At 60.8% G+C, this 16,360-nt stretch carries 16 protein-coding genes and 1 pseudogene; 12 read left to right on the forward strand and 5 right to left on the reverse strand.

The genetic code is table 11. The features are described from left to right. Window positions 1-144: 144 nt before the first annotated feature. Window positions 145-1,737 carry an ABC transporter substrate-binding protein gene (locus tag DK871_RS00260; RefSeq protein WP_120247455.1) on the forward strand — a complete coding sequence of 531 codons (1,593 nt, stop codon included), beginning with the start codon at window positions 145-147 and terminating at the stop codon, window positions 1,735-1,737. Between the two features lie 123 nt (window positions 1,738-1,860). Here DK871_RS00260 and radC read toward each other — a convergent pair whose 3' ends face one another. Then, window positions 1,861-2,535, reverse strand: coding sequence for a DNA repair protein RadC (radC, locus tag DK871_RS00265; protein WP_161903613.1), 675 nt, complete (start codon window positions 2,533-2,535; stop codon window positions 1,861-1,863). Window positions 2,536-2,677: 142 nt separating this feature from the next. Here radC and coaBC point away from each other — a divergent pair, with 142 nt between their 5' ends. The 4 genes and pseudogenes from coaBC (at window position 2,678) to argB (ending at window position 6,934) form a co-directional block, all read left to right on the forward strand. Beyond that, on the forward strand, window positions 2,678-3,886 hold the full coding sequence (coaBC, locus tag DK871_RS00270) for a bifunctional phosphopantothenoylcysteine decarboxylase/phosphopantothenate--cysteine ligase CoaBC (RefSeq protein WP_003195481.1): 1,209 nt from the start codon (window positions 2,678-2,680) through the stop codon (window positions 3,884-3,886). 5 nt (window positions 3,887-3,891) lie between these two features. Then, a complete protein-coding gene (gene dut / locus DK871_RS00275; RefSeq protein ID WP_003195482.1) occupies window positions 3,892-4,347 on the forward strand; it encodes a dUTP diphosphatase in 456 nt (151 codons plus the stop codon). 254 nt (window positions 4,348-4,601) lie between these two features. After that, a pseudogene (locus DK871_RS00280) lies at window positions 4,602-6,008 on the forward strand (phosphomannomutase/phosphoglucomutase); the annotation flags it as partial. A gap of 20 nt (window positions 6,009-6,028) precedes the next feature. Further along, complete coding sequence (argB, locus tag DK871_RS00285) at window positions 6,029-6,934, forward strand: acetylglutamate kinase (protein ID WP_003195487.1); 906 nt, start codon at window positions 6,029-6,031, stop codon at window positions 6,932-6,934. Window positions 6,935-7,100: 166 nt separating this feature from the next. On the opposite strand, the gene pyrE is transcribed toward argB, so the two are convergent. Then, window positions 7,101-7,745, reverse strand: a complete 645-nt coding sequence (gene pyrE, locus DK871_RS00290) for an orotate phosphoribosyltransferase (RefSeq protein WP_003195489.1) — start codon at window positions 7,743-7,745, stop codon at window positions 7,101-7,103. A gap of 82 nt (window positions 7,746-7,827) precedes the next feature. Here pyrE and DK871_RS00295 point away from each other — a divergent pair, with 82 nt between their 5' ends. Further along, the gene (locus DK871_RS00295; RefSeq protein ID WP_003195493.1) at window positions 7,828-8,607 is read left to right on the forward strand and encodes an exodeoxyribonuclease III; all 780 of its coding nucleotides are present in this window, start codon (window positions 7,828-7,830) and stop codon (window positions 8,605-8,607) included. Window positions 8,608-8,666: 59 nt separating this feature from the next. Here the strand turns inward: DK871_RS00295 and DK871_RS00300 are convergent, their stop codons facing one another. Together DK871_RS00300 and rph are read right to left on the reverse strand one after the other, a co-directional pair. Beyond that, entirely contained in the window at window positions 8,667-9,035 is a 369-nt protein-coding gene (locus DK871_RS00300) for a DUF4870 domain-containing protein (RefSeq protein ID WP_032894534.1), read from the reverse strand. 22 nt (window positions 9,036-9,057) lie between these two features. Beyond that, complete coding sequence (gene rph / locus DK871_RS00305) at window positions 9,058-9,780, reverse strand: ribonuclease PH (protein WP_003195497.1); 723 nt, start codon at window positions 9,778-9,780, stop codon at window positions 9,058-9,060. A 287-nt stretch (window positions 9,781-10,067) separates the two neighbouring features. Here rph and DK871_RS00310 point away from each other — a divergent pair, with 287 nt between their 5' ends. The 6 genes from DK871_RS00310 to DK871_RS00335 all read left to right on the forward strand — a co-directional run bounded on the left by DK871_RS00310 (window position 10,068) and on the right by DK871_RS00335 (window position 15,361). Next, a complete protein-coding gene (locus tag DK871_RS00310) occupies window positions 10,068-10,931 on the forward strand; it encodes a YicC/YloC family endoribonuclease (RefSeq protein ID WP_003195504.1) in 864 nt (287 codons plus the stop codon). A gap of 10 nt (window positions 10,932-10,941) precedes the next feature. Beyond that, window positions 10,942-11,562, forward strand: coding sequence for a guanylate kinase (gmk, locus tag DK871_RS00315; protein WP_161903615.1), 621 nt, complete (start codon window positions 10,942-10,944; stop codon window positions 11,560-11,562). A 167-nt stretch (window positions 11,563-11,729) separates the two neighbouring features. Next, window positions 11,730-11,993 (forward strand): DNA-directed RNA polymerase subunit omega, encoded by a 264-nt coding sequence (gene rpoZ / locus DK871_RS00320; RefSeq protein ID WP_003195508.1) that lies wholly within the window; start codon window positions 11,730-11,732, stop codon window positions 11,991-11,993. A gap of 60 nt (window positions 11,994-12,053) precedes the next feature. Beyond that, a complete protein-coding gene (spoT, locus tag DK871_RS00325) occupies window positions 12,054-14,159 on the forward strand; it encodes a bifunctional GTP diphosphokinase/guanosine-3',5'-bis pyrophosphate 3'-pyrophosphohydrolase (protein WP_003195510.1) in 2,106 nt (701 codons plus the stop codon). A 24-nt stretch (window positions 14,160-14,183) separates the two neighbouring features. Next, window positions 14,184-14,564 (forward strand): RidA family protein, encoded by a 381-nt coding sequence (locus tag DK871_RS00330; RefSeq protein ID WP_003176922.1) that lies wholly within the window; start codon window positions 14,184-14,186, stop codon window positions 14,562-14,564. Between the two features lie 56 nt (window positions 14,565-14,620). After that, the gene (locus DK871_RS00335; RefSeq protein ID WP_161903616.1) at window positions 14,621-15,361 is read left to right on the forward strand and encodes a hypothetical protein; all 741 of its coding nucleotides are present in this window, start codon (window positions 14,621-14,623) and stop codon (window positions 15,359-15,361) included. A gap of 143 nt (window positions 15,362-15,504) precedes the next feature. Here DK871_RS00335 and DK871_RS00340 read toward each other — a convergent pair whose 3' ends face one another. Then, on the reverse strand, window positions 15,505-16,356 hold the full coding sequence (locus DK871_RS00340; RefSeq protein ID WP_161903617.1) for an SDR family oxidoreductase: 852 nt from the start codon (window positions 16,354-16,356) through the stop codon (window positions 15,505-15,507). Between the last annotated feature and the right edge of the window lie 4 nt (window positions 16,357-16,360).

Below are 16,360 nucleotides of genomic sequence, written 5' to 3' on the forward strand. Positions count from 1 at the left end.
AACACGCGCAGGCGCCATCAAAACAGCATTTGCGCCAAAAGCACAGGCAAAAATGGGCTAGTCATTTATCAATCAGACCTCTACGGTAGGCTTTTTCCAGACTGCACTCGCAGATGGGCCTTCGATCTGCACAGGAAACCGAATATGCGCCTCGCTGCCCTACCGCTATTGCTTGCCCCTCTCTTTATTGCGCCGATGGCCGTTGCGGCCACCAATTTGAGCGTTTGCACCGAGGCCAGCCCCGAAGGGTTCGATGTGGTGCAGTACAATTCGCTGACCACCACCAACGCCTCGGCCGATGTGCTGATGAACCGTTTGGTGGAATTCGACGCGGCCAGTGGCAAGTTGGTACCGAGCCTTGCAGACAGCTGGGAAGTGTCGCCCGATGGGCTGACGTACACCTTCAAACTGCACCCCGATGTGAAATTTCATCGCACCAGCTATTTCAGCCCTAGCCGCACCCTGACCGCCGAAGACGTGCGTTTCAGCTTCGAGCGCATGCTCGACCCGGCCAACCCGTGGCACAAGATCGCCCAGAGCGGCTTTCCTCACGCTCAATCCCTGCAATTGCCCACACTGGTCAAGAAAATCGACGCCCTTGACCCGCTGACCGTGCGCTTCACCCTCGACCACGCCGACTCCACCTTCCTGCCGGCGCTGAGCATGGGCTTTGCCTCGATCTACCCGGCCGAATATGCCGACAAACTGCTCAAGGCCGGCACACCCGAGAAGCTCAACAGCCAGCCGATCGGCACCGGCCCGTTTGTGTTCGTGCGTTTCCAGAAAGACGCCGTGGTGCGCTACAAGGCCAACCCGGACTACTTCGCCGGCAAACCGGCGGTGGATAACCTGATTTTCGCCATCACCCCAGACGCCAACGTACGCCTGCAGAAGCTGCACCGCGATGAATGCCAGATCGCCCTGTCGCCCAAGCCCCTGGATGTGGGCGAGGCCGAAAAAGACCCGGCGCTGAAGGTGGAAAAAACCGCCGCGTTCATGACCGCATTCGTCGCCATCAACAGCCAGCACCCACCGCTGGACAAGCCCGAAGTACGCCAGGCGATCAACCTGGCCTTTGATAAGGGCAGCTACCTCAAGGCCGTGTTCGAAGGCACCGCCGAAGCGGCCAACGGTGTCTACCCGCCGAACACTTGGAGCTATGCCAAAGAGCTGCCAGGCTACCCGCAGGACCTCGCCAAAGCCAAGGCGCTGCTGGGCCGCGCCGGGCTCAAGGACGGCTTCAAAACCACGATATGGACCCGCCCTACCGGCAGCCTGCTCAACCCCAACCCGAACCTCGGCGCCCAACTGTTGCAGGCCGACCTGGCCAAGGTTGGCATCCAGGCCGAGATTCGCGTGATCGAATGGGGCGAGTTGATCCGCCGCGCCAAGGCCGGCGAGCACGACTTGCTGTTCATGGGCTGGGCCGGGGACAACGGCGACCCGGATAACTTCCTGACGCCGCAGTTCTCCTGCGCCGCGGTGAAGTCCGGCACCAACTTCGCCCGCTATTGCGACCCCACTCTGGATAAGTTGATCAGTGCCGGCAAAACCACCAGCGAGCAAGGCGTGCGCAGCAAGCTGTATCAGCAGGCCCAGGCGCAGATCCAGCAACAAGCGCTGTGGTTACCGCTGGCGCACCCAACGGCGTTTGCCTTGACCCGCAAGAACATCGATGGGTACCAGGTAAGCCCGTTCGGCCGCCAGGACTACTCGAAGGTCAGCCTCAAACCCTAAGGAACACTCCCACCTGTAGGAGCGAGCTTCGCGAAAATCGTCAACGATGACGCGGCAAACCTGAAGCCCCGCGGGGTTCTCAGGTTTTTCGCGAGCAAGCTCGCTCCTACAGCGGCAGGGCCACTACAGCCAACCGTATTCAGCCATCGACAACGGATCACCATCGCCCACGATGATGTGGTCCAGCACCCGCACATCCACCACATCCAGCGCCTTTTGCAGCAGCTTGGTCAATTTTCGATCAGCCGCGCTGGGCTCCGCACTCCCCGACGGGTGGTTGTGGCACAGGATCAACGCCGCCGCGTTGTACGCCAAGGCGCGCTTGACCACTTGTCGCGGATAGACAATCGCAGCGTCGATGGTGCCTTGGAACATGGCCTCGAACCCCAGCACCCGATGCTTGGAATCCAGGAACAGGCAGCCGAAGATCTCATGGGGCTCATGGCGCAGCAGTGCCTTGAGGTACTCGCGCACGGCCAACGGGCTCTCCAGCACCGAGTCAGCTCGCAAGCGCTCGGCCAGGTGGCGCCGGGACATTTCCAGCACCGCCTGCAGTTGGGCGAACTTCGCCGGCCCCAGCCCCAGATGCTGGCTGAACAGCGTCTGGCTGGCCTCCAGTAACGGGCGCAGGCCACCGAATTGCGCCAACAGATGGCGCGCCAGGTCGACCGCACTTCGGCCGGCAACTCCCGTACGCAGGAAGATCGCCAACAGCTCGGCATCGGACAGGCTCGCCGCGCCACCGTCCAATAACTTCTCCCGCGGACGCTCCGCCACGGGCCAATCACGAATACTCATCCCACCTCCCTGTATCTGCTCCGCTGTTGCCCGGCGGGCGCTGTGTTATCGTAGGGCCCTCTTTTTTGCCGGCGATTTCACCTGGGGAGGGGTCATCGCAGGCGTCACTGAACTGGCATCACTGAACTGGAAAGGCAAACCAATGCAGCGTCTGTATCGGAAACGCATCGTTCTCGGCGTCGGCGGCGGCATTGCCGCCTACAAGAGCGCAGAGTTGGTTCGCAGGCTCCTGGACCAGGGCGCCGAAGTGCGCGTGGTCATGACCCGTGGCGGCAGTGAGTTCATCACCCCGCTGACCATGCAGGCCCTGTCCGGCCACCCGGTTCACCTCGACCTGCTGGACCCGGCAGCAGAAGCCGCCATGGGCCATATCGAACTGGCCAAATGGGCCGACCTGGTGCTGATCGCCCCGGCCACCGCCGACCTGATCGCCCGCCTGGCCCAGGGCATTGCCGATGACCTGCTCACCACCCTGGTATTGGCCACCGACGCCACCGTCGCTATCGCACCGGCCATGAACCAGGCCATGTGGCGCGACCCGGCCACCCAGGCCAATACCCAACTCCTGCAAACCCGCGGCCTCAAGGTGTTCGGCCCGGCGTCCGGCAGCCAGGCCTGCGGCGACGTCGGCCTGGGCCGCATGCTCGAAGCCACCGACCTCGCGCAGTGCGCCGCCGAGTGCTTCCAGCACCTGGCCCTGACCGGCAAGCACGTGCTGATCACCGCCGGCCCAACCCAGGAAAACATCGACCCGGTGCGCTACATCACCAACCATAGCTCAGGAAAAATGGGCTTTGCGTTGGCAGAAGCTGCGGTCGAGGCAGGCGCACGCGTCACACTGATCACAGGCCCCGTGCATTTGCCGACTCCTGATCGCGTCACGCGGATCGACGTAGTCAGCGCCCGGGACATGTTGGCGGCCTGCGAAGCCGCCATTCCCTGCGACCTGTTTATCGCCTCGGCAGCGGTTGCGGATTACCGCCCGGAGGTCGTCGCCCCGCAGAAGCTCAAGAAAGACCCTACGAGCGGCGACGGCCTGCTCCTGCAAATGGTGCGCAACCCAGACATCCTGGCCACCATCGCTACCCGTCCGGATCGCCCGTTCAGCGTCGGCTTCGCTGCCGAGACCGAGCACCTGCTGGACTACGCCGCACGCAAACTGAAAGACAAAAACCTCGACCTGATCGTTGCCAATGATGTCGCCAACCCGAGCATCGGCTTCAACAGCGAGGAAAATGCGTGCAGCGTGATCGACCGCGAACTGCACGCCACCCTTTTCGCCCAGACCAGCAAGGGCAAGATTGCCCGCCAACTGATCTCTTTTATCGCCCAACGGCTGAACCAGGTTTAATCTCCATGCACGCTTTGCAAGCCAAGATCCTCGATCCACGCCTCGGCAACGAATTTCCCCTGCCGGCCTACGCCACGCCGGGCTCCGCCGGCCTGGACCTGCGCGCCATGCTCAAGGAGGACACCGTCCTTGAGCCGGGCCAGACCATCCTGATTCCCACTGGCCTGTCGATCTATGTCGGCGATCCTGGCTTGGCGGCGCTGATCCTGCCGCGCTCCGGCCTGGGCCACAAACATGGCATCGTGCTCGGCAACCTGGTCGGCCTGATCGACTCCGACTACCAGGGCGAGTTGATGGTGTCGTGCTGGAACCGTGGCCAGACTGCTTTCAACATCGCTATTGGCGAGCGCATTGCCCAACTGGTGCTGGTGCCGGTGGTGCAGGCGCATTTTGAATTGGTGCAGGAATTTGACGAAACCCAACGCGGCGCAGGCGGTTTTGGGCATTCCGGCAGTCACTGACTAAGCTGAACGTGGCCGGACGCCATCGTCCGGACACGCGCCACCGCCCGGCTTTTCAGGATGAAGAATGCGCGGAAATAATCATCGAGATTTCTCTAATGAAATCAAAGGACTAGGTAAAAATAATGCTAAAGCCAGAGCGCCGATGGCATTTTTACACCACGAACTCTCTGCCGAAAACGCCGTCATACCCTTCAGTTTGAGCCTGCCGGCCAGCCACATCAGGCCAGCCTTGCCCCCTTTCAGATGGAGTTTCCCCCGCGATGAGTACCGCAGCCCGCGTAGCCCCGACCTTTCCCGACAGCATTTTTCGCGCCTATGACATCCGTGGCGTGGTCCCCAAGACCCTGACCGCCGAAACCGCCTACTGGATCGGCCGCGCCATCGGCTCCCAGAGCCTGGCCCAGGGCGAACCCAACGTTTCGGTAGGCCGTGACGGCCGCTTGTCCGGCCCGGAGCTGGTCGAGCAACTGATCCAGGGCCTGGCTGACAGCGGCTGCCACGTCAGCGACGTCGGCCTGGTGCCAACCCCCGCGCTGTACTACGCCGCTAACGTGCTGGCGGGCAAATCCGGGGTCATGCTCACCGGCAGCCACAACCCGTCGGACTACAACGGCTTCAAGATCGTCATCGCTGGCGACACCCTGGCCAATGAACAGATCCAGGCCCTGCACACCCGCCTGAAGACCAACGACTTGACCAGCGGCACCGGCAGCATCACCAAGGTCGATATCCTCCCGCGCTACTCCGATGAAATCACCCGCGACGTCAAACTCGCCCGCCGCCTGAAAGTCGTGGTGGACTGCGGCAACGGCGCAGCGGGCGTGATTGCCCCGCAACTGCTCGAAGCCCTTAACTGCGACGTGATCCCCCTGTTCTGCGAAGTGGACGGCAACTTCCCCAACCATCACCCAGACCCAGGCAAGCCGGAAAACCTGGTGGACCTGATCGCCAAGGTCAAGGAAGTGGGCGCCGACGTCGGCCTGGCCTTCGATGGCGACGGCGACCGTGTGGGCGTGGTGACCGAAACCGGCGAGATCGTGTTCCCGGACCGCCTGTTGATGCTGTTTGCCCGTGACGTCGTGGCGCGCAACCCCAACGCCGAGATCATCTTCGACGTGAAATGTACTCGCCGCCTCACGCCATTGATCAAGGAATACGGCGGTCGCCCGCTAATGTGGAAGACCGGTCACTCGTTGATCAAAAAGAAAATGAAGGAAACCGGCGCGCTGTTGGCCGGTGAAATGAGCGGCCACGTGTTCTTCAAGGAGCGCTGGTTCGGGTTTGACGACGGTATTTACAGCGCCGCTCGTCTGCTGGAGATCCTCAGCAAGGAGAAATCCACGGCGCAAGAGCTGTTTCAGACCTTCCCGAATGATATTTCTACGCCTGAGATCAATATCCATGTGACCGAGGAGAGCAAATTCAGCATCATTGACGCATTGCACGATGCGCAATGGGGTGAAGGCGCCAACCTGACCACCATTGATGGTGTGCGAGTCGATTACGCCAAAGGCTGGGGCCTGGTTCGCGCGTCCAACACCACACCGGTGCTGGTCCTGCGTTTCGAGGCGGATACCGAGGCCGAGTTGCAGCGCATCAAGGACGTGTTCCACGCCCAGTTGAAACGTGTTGCCCCTGATCTCCAATTACCGTTCTGATTTTTTGCCCGGAGCCCTGAATGACCCTCGAACGCGAAGCCGCTGCCAACACCGCCAAGGTCCTGTCCGAAGCGTTGCCTTATATTCGACGCTACGTCGGCAAGACGCTGGTGATCAAGTACGGCGGCAATGCCATGGAAAGCGATGAGCTGAAAACCGGCTTTGCCCGCGACATCGTGCTGATGAAGGCCGTGGGGATCAACCCGGTGGTCGTTCACGGCGGCGGCCCGCAAATCGGCGACCTGCTCAAGCGGTTGTCGATCGAGAGTCACTTCATCGATGGCATGCGTGTCACTGACGCGCAAACCATGGACGTGGTGGAAATGGTCCTCGGTGGCCAGGTCAACAAAGACATCGTCAACCTGATCAACCGCCACGGCGGCAGCGCCATCGGCCTGACCGGCAAGGATGCGGAGTTGATCCGTGCGAAAAAGCTTACCGTTACCCGCAAGACACCTGAAATGACCCAGCCGGAAATCATCGATATCGGCCAGGTGGGTGAAGTGGTGGGCGTGAACACCGACCTGCTCAACCTGCTGGTCAAGGGTGACTTCATCCCGGTGATCGCGCCGATTGGCGTGGGCGCCAATGGCGAGTCGTACAATATCAACGCCGACCTGGTGGCGGGCAAAGTGGCGGAAGCGTTGAAGGCTGAAAAGCTGATGCTGCTGACCAACATCGCTGGCCTGATGGACAAGGAAGGCAAGGTACTGACCGGCTTGACCACCCAACAGGTGGACGACCTGATCGCCGACGGCACCATCTACGGCGGCATGCTGCCCAAGATCCGCTGCGCGCTGGAAGCGGTGCAAGGCGGCGTCGGCAGCTCGCTGATCATCGATGGCCGCGTGCCGAACGCGGTACTGCTGGAAATCTTCACGGATACCGGCATGGGCACGCTGATCAGTAACCGCAAGCGCTCTTAATCGCCGCAAACAAAAAAGCCCCGCTCAATTGAATTGAGCGGGGCTTTTTGTTTGTACACCGTTCAAATGTGGGAGCTGGCTTGCCTGCGATGACGGCAGTACATGCAAAAATGCACCGCCTGACACACCGCTATCGCGGGCAAGCCCGCTCCCACAGGATTCAGTGTCAGACGCCGAACTGCTCTCGGTATGCACGCACAGCTGGCAAATGCTGCTTGAGCTGCGGGTCATCTTCCAGGAACTGCAACACCTGGTTCAACGATACGATGCTCACCACCGGAATGCCGAAGTCACGCTCCACTTCCTGGATCGCCGACAACTCACCGTTGCCGCGCTCCTGGCGGTTCAAGGCGATCAGCACACCGGCAGCCTTGGCGCCGTCCTGGGAAGCGATGATCTGCATCACTTCACGGATAGCAGTGCCCGCGGTGATCACGTCATCGATGATCAGCACATCGCCGGTCAACGGCGCGCCGACCAGGCTGCCGCCTTCACCATGGGCCTTGGCTTCCTTACGGTTGAAACACCACGGCAGGTCCTGCCCGTGATGCTCCGCCAGGGCGACCGCTGTCGCCGCAGCCAGGGGAATACCCTTGTAGGCCGGACCAAAGAGTACGTCGAAGGAAATACCGCTCTCAACGATGGCTGCCGCATAGAAACGGCCCAGCTGAGCCAGGGCCGAACCTGAGTTGAACAGGCCCGCATTGAAGAAGTACGGGCTGGTGCGCCCGGACTTGAGGGTGAACTCACCGAAGCGTAAAACGCCGCGATCGATGGCAAAACGAATGAAATCGCGCTGATACGCCTGCATGAAAAAAGCCTCAGATACCACGGATTTAGCTAATTGGGTGGACGGCGTGTATCATACACGCACGCGATTTTTGGGGCCATTTATGCGGATCATCAGTGTGAACGTTAATGGTATTCAGGCTGCAGTCGAGCGTGGTTTGCTCAGTTGGCTGCAAGCACAGAATGCCGACGTCATCTGCCTGCAGGACACCCGTGCCTCCGCCTTTGAACTGGACGACCCAGCCTTCCAACTGGATGGCTACTTCCTTTATGCCTGCGATGCCGAAGTGCCCACCCAAGGTGGCGTGGCTTTGTACTCGCGGTTGCAACCCAAGGCGGTCATCAGCGGCCTCGGCTTCGAGACAGCCGACCGCTACGGGCGTTACCTGCAAGCCGATTTCGACAAGGTCAGCATCGCGACCTTGCTGCTTCCTTCCGGGCAGAACGGCGATGAAGACTTGAACCAGAAATTCAAGCTAATGGACGATTTCGCCCGTTACTTGGATAAACAGCGACGCAAACGTCGCGAGTACATTTATTGTGGCTCGCTGTACGTGGCGCAACAGAAGCTGGATATCAAGAACTGGCGCGACAGCCAGCAATCCCCAGGTTTCCTGGCGCCGGAACGCGCCTGGATGGACGAGATTGTCGGCAACATGGGCTATGTCGATGCCCTGCGCGAAGTCAGCCGCGAAGGCGACCAGTACAGCTGGTGGCCGGATAACGAACAGGCCGAGATGCTCAACCTGGGCTGGCGTTTCGACTACCAGCTGCTGACCCCGGGCCTGCGCCGGTTCGTGCGCAGTGCACGCCTGCCGCGCCAGCCGCGCTTCTCGCAGCACGCGCCGCTGATCGTGGACTACGACTGGACATTGACCATCTGAGGTCATTCTCCAGGCACAAAAAAACCGACAGTGATGTCGGTTTTTTTGTGGCCGCTCGGTTACTTGACCAGGCGCCAGGTCCACGGATACCGGTAGGCAATGCCTTTGTTGGCCTTGATACCGGCGATGATCGTCAGTATCAACGCCCCGATCACCAGCACGGTCATCAGCAAGAAGCCGACCACCACAAAGCCCAGCAACAGGCACACCAGCCAGGCGATCGCCACGGTGATCTGGAAATTCAGCGCCTCTTTGCCCTGGTCATCGACGAGCGGGTCCATGTCCTTCTTGAACTGCCACAGGATCAACGGCCCCAGCAAGCTGCCGAAGGGGAATACCAACCCCAGGAATGCCGCGAAATGACACAACATTGCCCACTGGCGTACTTCCTTGGACGGTGCCGGAACCGGCAACTGGCTGTCATTCATGGCACTTCTCCTTGGGGCCGGCTCAGTCAGCCAGCGCGGCGTTCTGCAATTCAAAAATTTCGGTCATGCCCTTCTGGGCCAAGGCCAGCATGGCGTTCAGCTCAGCCGGCTGGAATGGCGCGCCTTCGGCAGTGCCCTGCACTTCGATGAAACCACCGGTGCTGGTCATGACCACGTTGAGGTCGGTCTCGGCGGCCGAGTCTTCCAGGTAGTCCAGGTCCAGCACAGGCTCGCCCTGGTACATGCCAACCGACACAGCGGCGATCATCTGCTTGAGCGGGTCACCCGCTTTCAGGCCGCCGCGTTTCTTGATCACTTTCAAAGCATCAACCAGGGCCACCATGGCGCCGGTGATGGACGCGGTGCGGGTACCGCCGTCAGCCTGGATCACGTCGCAGTCAACATAGAGGGTGACGTCACCCAGCTTGGACATATCCAAAGCGGCACGCAGGGAACGACCGATCAAGCGCTGGATTTCCAGGGTGCGCCCGCCTTGCTTGCCACGGCTGGCTTCACGCTGGTTACGCTCGCCAGTGGCGCGCGGCAGCATGCCGTATTCAGCGGTCAACCAACCCTGGCCCTGGCCCTTGAGGAAGCGCGGCACGCCGTTTTCGACGCTGACAGTGCAGATGACCTTGGTATCGCCAAACTCGACCAGTACAGATCCCTCGGCGTGTTTGGTGTAGTTGCGGGTGATGCGGATCGAGCGGAGCTGATCGGCAGCGCGACCACTTGGACGTTTCATAGGGGATACCTGTACTGAGGACGAAAAACTGCCGAGCATTATAGAGCCGCAAGCCGGTTCGGGGCACTTCTAAAAAATCTGGTTACCAATGCCCATGTTTGGGTGCCCCCCTCCCACTGCGCTACAATCCTGCGCCTCCAGACGGTAGGAGCGAGCTGGCTCGCGAAAAACGTCAACGATTACGGGGCCTTCCTGATTCAACGCGGTGCCCTTGCGTTCTTCGCGAGCCAGCTCGCTCCTACAGGTCGGCCTGGCCAATTTCTATTTATCCAACGCGAGGTACCTCCATGGTGCACAGCATGACCGCCTTCGCCCGTGTCGAAAAAGCCGGGGCCCAAGGCACCCTCAGCTGGGAACTGCGCTCGGTCAACAGCCGTTACCTGGAGCCGCACCTGCGCCTGCCAGAGTCGTTCCGCGACCTCGAAGGAGCGGTGCGTGAAGCGCTGCGCCAGGGCATCTCCCGTGGCAAGCTGGAATGCACCTTGCGCTTTACCGAAGAAACCACCGGCAAGCCGCTGCAGGTTGACCGTGACCGCGCCGCCCAACTGGTGGCTGCGGCCGAAACCATCGCTGGCCTGATCAAGCAGCCGGCCGCATTGAACCCTCTGGAAGTATTGGCCTGGCCCGGCGTGCTGGTGGCCGACGCGGCAGACCCACAGGCCTTGAATGCCGAAGCCCTCGCCCTGTTCAACCAGGGCCTGAAGGAGCTCAAGGCCGGCCGTGAGCGCGAAGGCGCCGAACTGGCGCGCCTGATCAACGAGCGGCTGACGTCGATCGAAGCCGACGTAGTGACCCTGCGCGAACTGGTACCGCAGATGCTCGCCACCCAGCGCCAGAAGGTCCTCGACCGCTTCACCGACATGAAGGCCGACCTCGACCCGACGCGCCTGGAACAGGAAATGGTCCTGCTCGCGCAAAAAAGCGACGTGGCCGAAGAACTCGACCGCCTGAGCACCCACATCCTTGAAGTGCGCCGCGTACTCAAGTCCGGCGGTGCCGCCGGTCGGCGCCTGGACTTCCTGATGCAGGAACTCAACCGCGAAGCCAATACACTGGGCTCCAAGGCGTTCGACCCGCGCAGCACCACGGCGGCGGTCAACCTCAAAGTGTTGATCGAGCAAATGCGCGAACAAGTACAGAACATTGAGTAAGGCACCCTCCATGACCCACAGCACCGGCACCCTTTACATCATTTCCGCCCCTTCGGGCGCGGGCAAGAGCAGCCTGGTCAAGGCGTTGACCGACGCCGACGAGCAGATCCGCATTTCGGTCTCCCACACCACCCGTGCCATGCGCCCGGGCGAAGTGGATGGCGTTCACTATCATTTCGTCGAGCGTACCGAGTTCGTCAAAATGATCGAACACGGTGACTTCCTGGAGCGCGCCGAAGTGTTCGGCAACCTTTACGGCACCTCGCAGAGCCACCTGCAGCAGACCCTGGACGAAGGCCACGACCTGATCCTGGAAATCGACTGGCAGGGCGCCGAACAAGTGCGCCAACTGATGCCCAAGGCACGCTCTATCTTCATCCTGCCGCCCTCGCTCCAAGCCCTGCACCAGCGCCTGACCAACCGCGGCCAGGACAGCGATGAGATTATCGAGGGGCGCATGCGCGAGGCCGTCAGCGAAATGAGCCACTACGTCGACTACGACTACCTGATCATCAATGACAACTTTGCCCACGCACTGGACGATTTGAAGGCGATTTTCCGCGCCAACCAGCTGCAGCAAAAGCGCCAACAGCAACGTTTCGGCAAATTACTCGCCGAATTGCTCGGCTGATTGGCTCTTCCCAAAACAGCTGCAAGGGCCTTACATTGGCACTTGTAGCGGTTTTGCGAAGGCCTGCGAAAAATCAGCGCTTCCCTAAACGCTGGTGATTTTTTAAACTGCTCAGTCCGCTCGCCCAACCGGGCAGCGCGCATCTTGCATTCGCTCCGAGGAATACCATGGCCCGCGTAACCGTTGAAGACTGCCTAGAACACGTGGATAACCGCTTTGAGCTGGTCATGCTCTCTACCAAGCGTGCCCGTCAACTGGCCACTGGCGGCAAAGAGCCCCTGGTCCAGTGGGAAAACGACAAGCCTACCGTTGTAGCGCTGCGTGAAATCGCTGAAGGCCTGATGAGCTACGAGTTCATCGCCAACGCCGAAATCGTTGAAGACGAACCGCTGTTTGCAGCGTTCGAAGGCGAGTCCAACGAGGACGTCTAAGCCTATGCCTGGTCGACGTAGCACGGCGCGGGGTCACAGCCATCGGCAGGAGTTCACACTTTGCCGAGCATAGACGCCCTCGCCGATCGCTTATCGGCCTACCTCGGCGCAGACCAGGTCAACCTGGTTCGCCGAGCGTATTTCTACGCCGAACAAGCCCACGACGGCCAACGCCGCCGTAGCGGCGAGGCGTATGTCACCCATCCTCTTGCGGTGGCCAATATTCTTGCCGACATGCACATGGACCATCAGAGCCTGATGGCCGCGATGCTGCATGACGTGATCGAAGACACCGGCATTGCCAAGGAAGCGCTCAGTGCGCAATTTGGCGAAACCGTGGCCGAACTGGTCGATGGGGTCAGCAAGCTGACCCAGATGAACTTCGAGACCAAGGCCGAAGCCCAGGCGGAAAACTTCCAGAAGATGGCCATGGCCATGGCCCGAGACATTCGGGTGATCCTGGTCAAGCTGGCCGACCGGCTGCACAACATGCGCACGCTGGAAGTGCTGTCCGGCGAAAAACGCCGACGCATCGCCAAGGAAACCCTGGAAATCTACGCGCCCATCGCCAACCGGCTGGGCATGCACGCCATTCGTATCGAATTCGAAGACCTTGGCTTTAAAGCCATGCACCCCATGCGCTCGGCGCGCATCTACCAGGCGGTCAAGCGCGCACGGGGCAACCGCAAGGAAATCGTCAACAAGATCGAAGAGTCCCTGAGCCATTGCCTGGCGATCGACGAGATCGAGGGCGAGGTCAGCGGCCGGCAGAAGCACATCTATGGTATCTACAAGAAGATGCGCGGCAAGCGTCGGGCCTTCAACGAGATCATGGACGTGTATGCATTCCGGATCATCGTCGACAAGGTCGATACCTGCTACCGCGTACTGGGTGCTGTACACAATTTGTACAAACCCCTGCCAGGCCGCTTCAAGGACTACATCGCAATTCCCAAGGCCAACGGCTACCAGTCCCTGCATACCACCCTGTTTGGCATGCACGGGGTGCCGATCGAGATCCAGATCCGCACCCGTGAAATGGAAGAGATGGCCAACAACGGCATCGCCGCCCACTGGCTGTACAAATCCAGCGGCGACGAACAGCCCAAAGGCACCCATGCCCGTGCGCGCCAATGGGTCAAGGGCGTGCTGGAAATGCAGCAACGTGCCGGCAACTCCCTGGAATTTATCGAAAGCGTGAAGATCGACCTGTTCCCGGACGAGGTCTACGTGTTCACGCCCAAAGGCCGCATCATGGAGCTGCCCAAAGGCTCCACGGCGGTCGATTTTGCCTACGCGGTGCACACCGATGTCGGCAACAGCTGCATCGCCTGTCGCATCAACCGGCGCCTGGCCCCGCTGTCCGAACCGCTGCAAAGTGGTTCCACGGTGGAGATCGTCAGCGCACCGGGCGCTCGCCCGAACCCGGCCTGGCTCAACTTCGTGGTCACCGGCAAGGCACGTACGCATATTCGCCACGCGCTGAAATTGCAGCGCCGCTCCGAGTCCATCAGCCTGGGCGAACGCCTGCTGAACAAGGTACTTAACGGCTTCGACAGCGCCCTGGACAAGATCCCGCAAGAGCGCGTGCAAGCGATGCTCCACGAGTACCGCCAGGAAACCATCGAAGACCTGCTGGAAGATATCGGCCTGGGCAACCGCATGGCCTACGTGGTTGCACGCCGCCTGCTGGGCGAAGGCGAACAGCTGCCGAGCCCCGAAGGCCCGCTGGCGATTCGCGGCACCGAGGGCCTGGTACTCAGCTACGCCAAATGTTGCACGCCGATCCCGGGCGACCCGATTGTCGGCCACTTGTCCGCAGGCAAAGGCATGGTGGTGCACCTGGACAACTGCCGCAACATCACCGAAATCCGCCACAACCCGGAAAAATGCATCCAGCTCTCGTGGGCCAAGGATGTCACCGGCGAATTCAACGTCGAGCTGCGGGTGGAGCTGGAACACCAGCGCGGCCTCATCGCCCTGCTGGCCAGCAGCGTCAACGCCGCCGACGGCAATATCGAGAAAATCAGCATGGACGAACGCGATGGTCGCATCAGCGTGGTCCAACTGGTGGTCAGCGTGCACGACCGCGTGCACCTGGCCCGCGTGATCAAAAAGTTGCGCGCCTTGACCGGTGTGATCCGCATCACCCGCATGCGTGCATAACCGATCCATTACAAGGAGTCATTCATGACCAAGACAGTTATCACCAGCGATAAAGCTCCAGCTGCCATCGGCACTTATTCCCAGGCGATCAAGGCGGGCAACACCGTCTACATGTCCGGCCAGATCCCACTGGACCCAAAGACCATGGAGCTGGTTGAGGGCTTCGAAGCCCAGACCGTACAGGTCTTTGAAAACCTCAAGTCCGTGGCTGAAGCTGCCGGTGGTTCGTTCAAGGACATCGTCAAGCTGAACATCTTCCTCACCGACCTCAGTCACTTCGCCAAGGTCAACGAGATCATGGGCAAGTACTTCGAACAACCTTACCCAGCCCGCGCCGCCATCGGCGTTGCCGCCCTGCCAAAGGGCGCACAGGTTGAGATGGACGCCATTCTGGTCATCGAGTAAAACACCCGGCGCAGCCCCAACAGGCTGCGCCGGCTTCGTTTCATAAGGATTTCGTAATGCGCAAAGCGCTTGTAGCCTCTTCGTTGATCGCCCTGTTGCTCGGCGGCTGTGCCAGTAACCCCGCCGACCTGGATGTGAGCGGCACCTGGATCAACCAGGCCGCCATCGACGCGGCGGCCAAGGGCGGCCCTTTGCGTGAAGCCCTGCAGTCCTATGGCCCCAACCTTGAGTGGGAGGTCAACACCAAGGCCTTGCAGGCGCGCTACTACAACGGTTTTGAGGTGGCGGAAGGCAAGTTGTCGGGTGAAAAGCCCGGCGCGTGGAACGTGGATTTCTATGGCAGCTCTGCCACCGAACTCAAGCGCAAAGGCAAGCAACTGCTGCAAGTGGCCAACGACAACGAGCCCGAGCAGCTGTTTGCCCGCGCCAAAGACCCAGCCCCAGAAGGCGCGCCACTGGGCGCCAACTTCGAACGCGCACTGTACGCGGCCTACATGGGCGGCGACTGGAAAATCAGCGACGGCACCGGCAGCGGCGCCACGGTGCAGTTCCAGGCTGACGGCAAGGTCGCCGGCCTGCCGGGGGTTGATCGCTATTCACTCTGCCTGGCAGGCGACTGCGCCTCCATGAGCGGCGGCTACGACAGCATCTGGCTGCAACTGAACGGCCAGGGCAATCCTTGGATCTTCGCGCGCAAGGGTGAGCAACTGGAGATCTTCCAGGCGATCAATACCGCGCAGGCCGATGAAGTGCCTTCGTTTACGCCAGGCCCGCGCCAATGGTTGCTTGAAAAGTAATAACCGCCTCAACATGGATACCAAGCCCAGTGTAGGAGCGAGCTTGCTCGCGAAAAACCCCTAGGCGCCGCGTTGAGTCAGGAAACACGCGCTATCGTTGAAGTTTTTCGCGAGCAAGCTCGCTCCTACATTTTTGATCGCATTCAGCCTTTTAGGATCGCCGCATAGCCTTCCCGGTAAGTCGGGTATGTCGGCGTCCAGCCAAGCGCCTTGATACGTGCATTACTGCACTGCTTGCTCCCCGCACGCCGCACACTGGCGTCCTCGGCCCACTCGGTCACCCCCAGGTACTCGCGCAACCAGGCCACCACCTCGGCCAGCGGTGCCGGTGCATCGTCAACGCCGATATAGACCTTGTCCAGCGAACCGCCCTTTTCCACATGCCGCAGCAAAAAGGCGAGCAGGCCCGCGGCATCATCAGCATGGATACGGTTGCCATACAACGGCGGGTCAACCGCTACGCGATAGCCTTGGCGAACCTGAGTGAGCAGCCATTCACGACCCGGGCCGTAAATCCCGGTCAGTCGCACGATGGTCGCTGGAATACCGCTATTGAGCGCAACCTGTTCAGCCTCCAGCATCACCTGCCCCGAATAGCCCTTCGCTTGCGTCTCGGACGTTTCGTCGACCCACTCGCCGTTTTGCTGCCCATACACACTGCTGCTGGAGACAAACAGCAAATGCTTGGGCGTCTGACCGTAGTCTTCCAGCCACTCCAACACATGCAGCAACCCTTGCACGTAAGCGGCGCGATAGCCGGCTTCGTCGTGGTCAGTGGCAGCGGCGCAGTACACCAGGTAATCCACCCCGCCGATGGGCCAGGTGTCAGGGCAGTCCTTTTTGAACAGGTCGCCGGCGATGCCGATCACCCCGTCGGGCAAGCGCGAAATATCGCGGCGCAGGCCGTGAACCTCCCATTCCGAGGCCAGCAATTGGCTAGCCAGCCGACTACCCACATCACCGCAACCGGCAATCACAACAGAAGGCGCAGACATCATA

The sequence above is a fragment of the Pseudomonas sp. L13 genome (assembly GCF_009935965.1).
GTDB lineage: Bacteria > Pseudomonadota > Gammaproteobacteria > Pseudomonadales > Pseudomonadaceae > Aquipseudomonas > Aquipseudomonas lactis.

What these genes read in the sequence shown, in the direction of transcription:
- DK871_RS00260 (WP_120247455.1), top strand. Translation starts at nt 145, where the DNA reads ATGCGCCTCGCTGCCCTACCGCTATTGCTTGCCCCTCTCTTTATTGCG.
- radC (WP_161903613.1), bottom strand. Translation starts at nt 2,535, where the DNA reads ATGAGTATTCGTGATTGGCCCGTGGCGGAGCGTCCGCGGGAGAAGTTA.
- coaBC (WP_003195481.1), top strand. Translation starts at nt 2,678, where the DNA reads ATGCAGCGTCTGTATCGGAAACGCATCGTTCTCGGCGTCGGCGGCGGC.
- dut (WP_003195482.1), top strand. Translation starts at nt 3,892, where the DNA reads ATGCACGCTTTGCAAGCCAAGATCCTCGATCCACGCCTCGGCAACGAA.
- argB (WP_003195487.1), top strand. Translation starts at nt 6,029, where the DNA reads ATGACCCTCGAACGCGAAGCCGCTGCCAACACCGCCAAGGTCCTGTCC.
- pyrE (WP_003195489.1), bottom strand. Translation starts at nt 7,745, where the DNA reads ATGCAGGCGTATCAGCGCGATTTCATTCGTTTTGCCATCGATCGCGGC.
- DK871_RS00295 (WP_003195493.1), top strand. Translation starts at nt 7,828, where the DNA reads ATGCGGATCATCAGTGTGAACGTTAATGGTATTCAGGCTGCAGTCGAG.
- DK871_RS00300 (WP_032894534.1), bottom strand. Translation starts at nt 9,035, where the DNA reads ATGAATGACAGCCAGTTGCCGGTTCCGGCACCGTCCAAGGAAGTACGC.
- rph (WP_003195497.1), bottom strand. Translation starts at nt 9,780, where the DNA reads ATGAAACGTCCAAGTGGTCGCGCTGCCGATCAGCTCCGCTCGATCCGC.
- DK871_RS00310 (WP_003195504.1), top strand. Translation starts at nt 10,068, where the DNA reads ATGGTGCACAGCATGACCGCCTTCGCCCGTGTCGAAAAAGCCGGGGCC.
- gmk (WP_161903615.1), top strand. Translation starts at nt 10,942, where the DNA reads ATGACCCACAGCACCGGCACCCTTTACATCATTTCCGCCCCTTCGGGC.
- rpoZ (WP_003195508.1), top strand. Translation starts at nt 11,730, where the DNA reads ATGGCCCGCGTAACCGTTGAAGACTGCCTAGAACACGTGGATAACCGC.
- DK871_RS00330 (WP_003176922.1), top strand. Translation starts at nt 14,184, where the DNA reads ATGACCAAGACAGTTATCACCAGCGATAAAGCTCCAGCTGCCATCGGC.
- DK871_RS00335 (WP_161903616.1), top strand. Translation starts at nt 14,621, where the DNA reads ATGCGCAAAGCGCTTGTAGCCTCTTCGTTGATCGCCCTGTTGCTCGGC.
- DK871_RS00340 (WP_161903617.1), bottom strand. Translation starts at nt 16,356, where the DNA reads ATGTCTGCGCCTTCTGTTGTGATTGCCGGTTGCGGTGATGTGGGTAGT.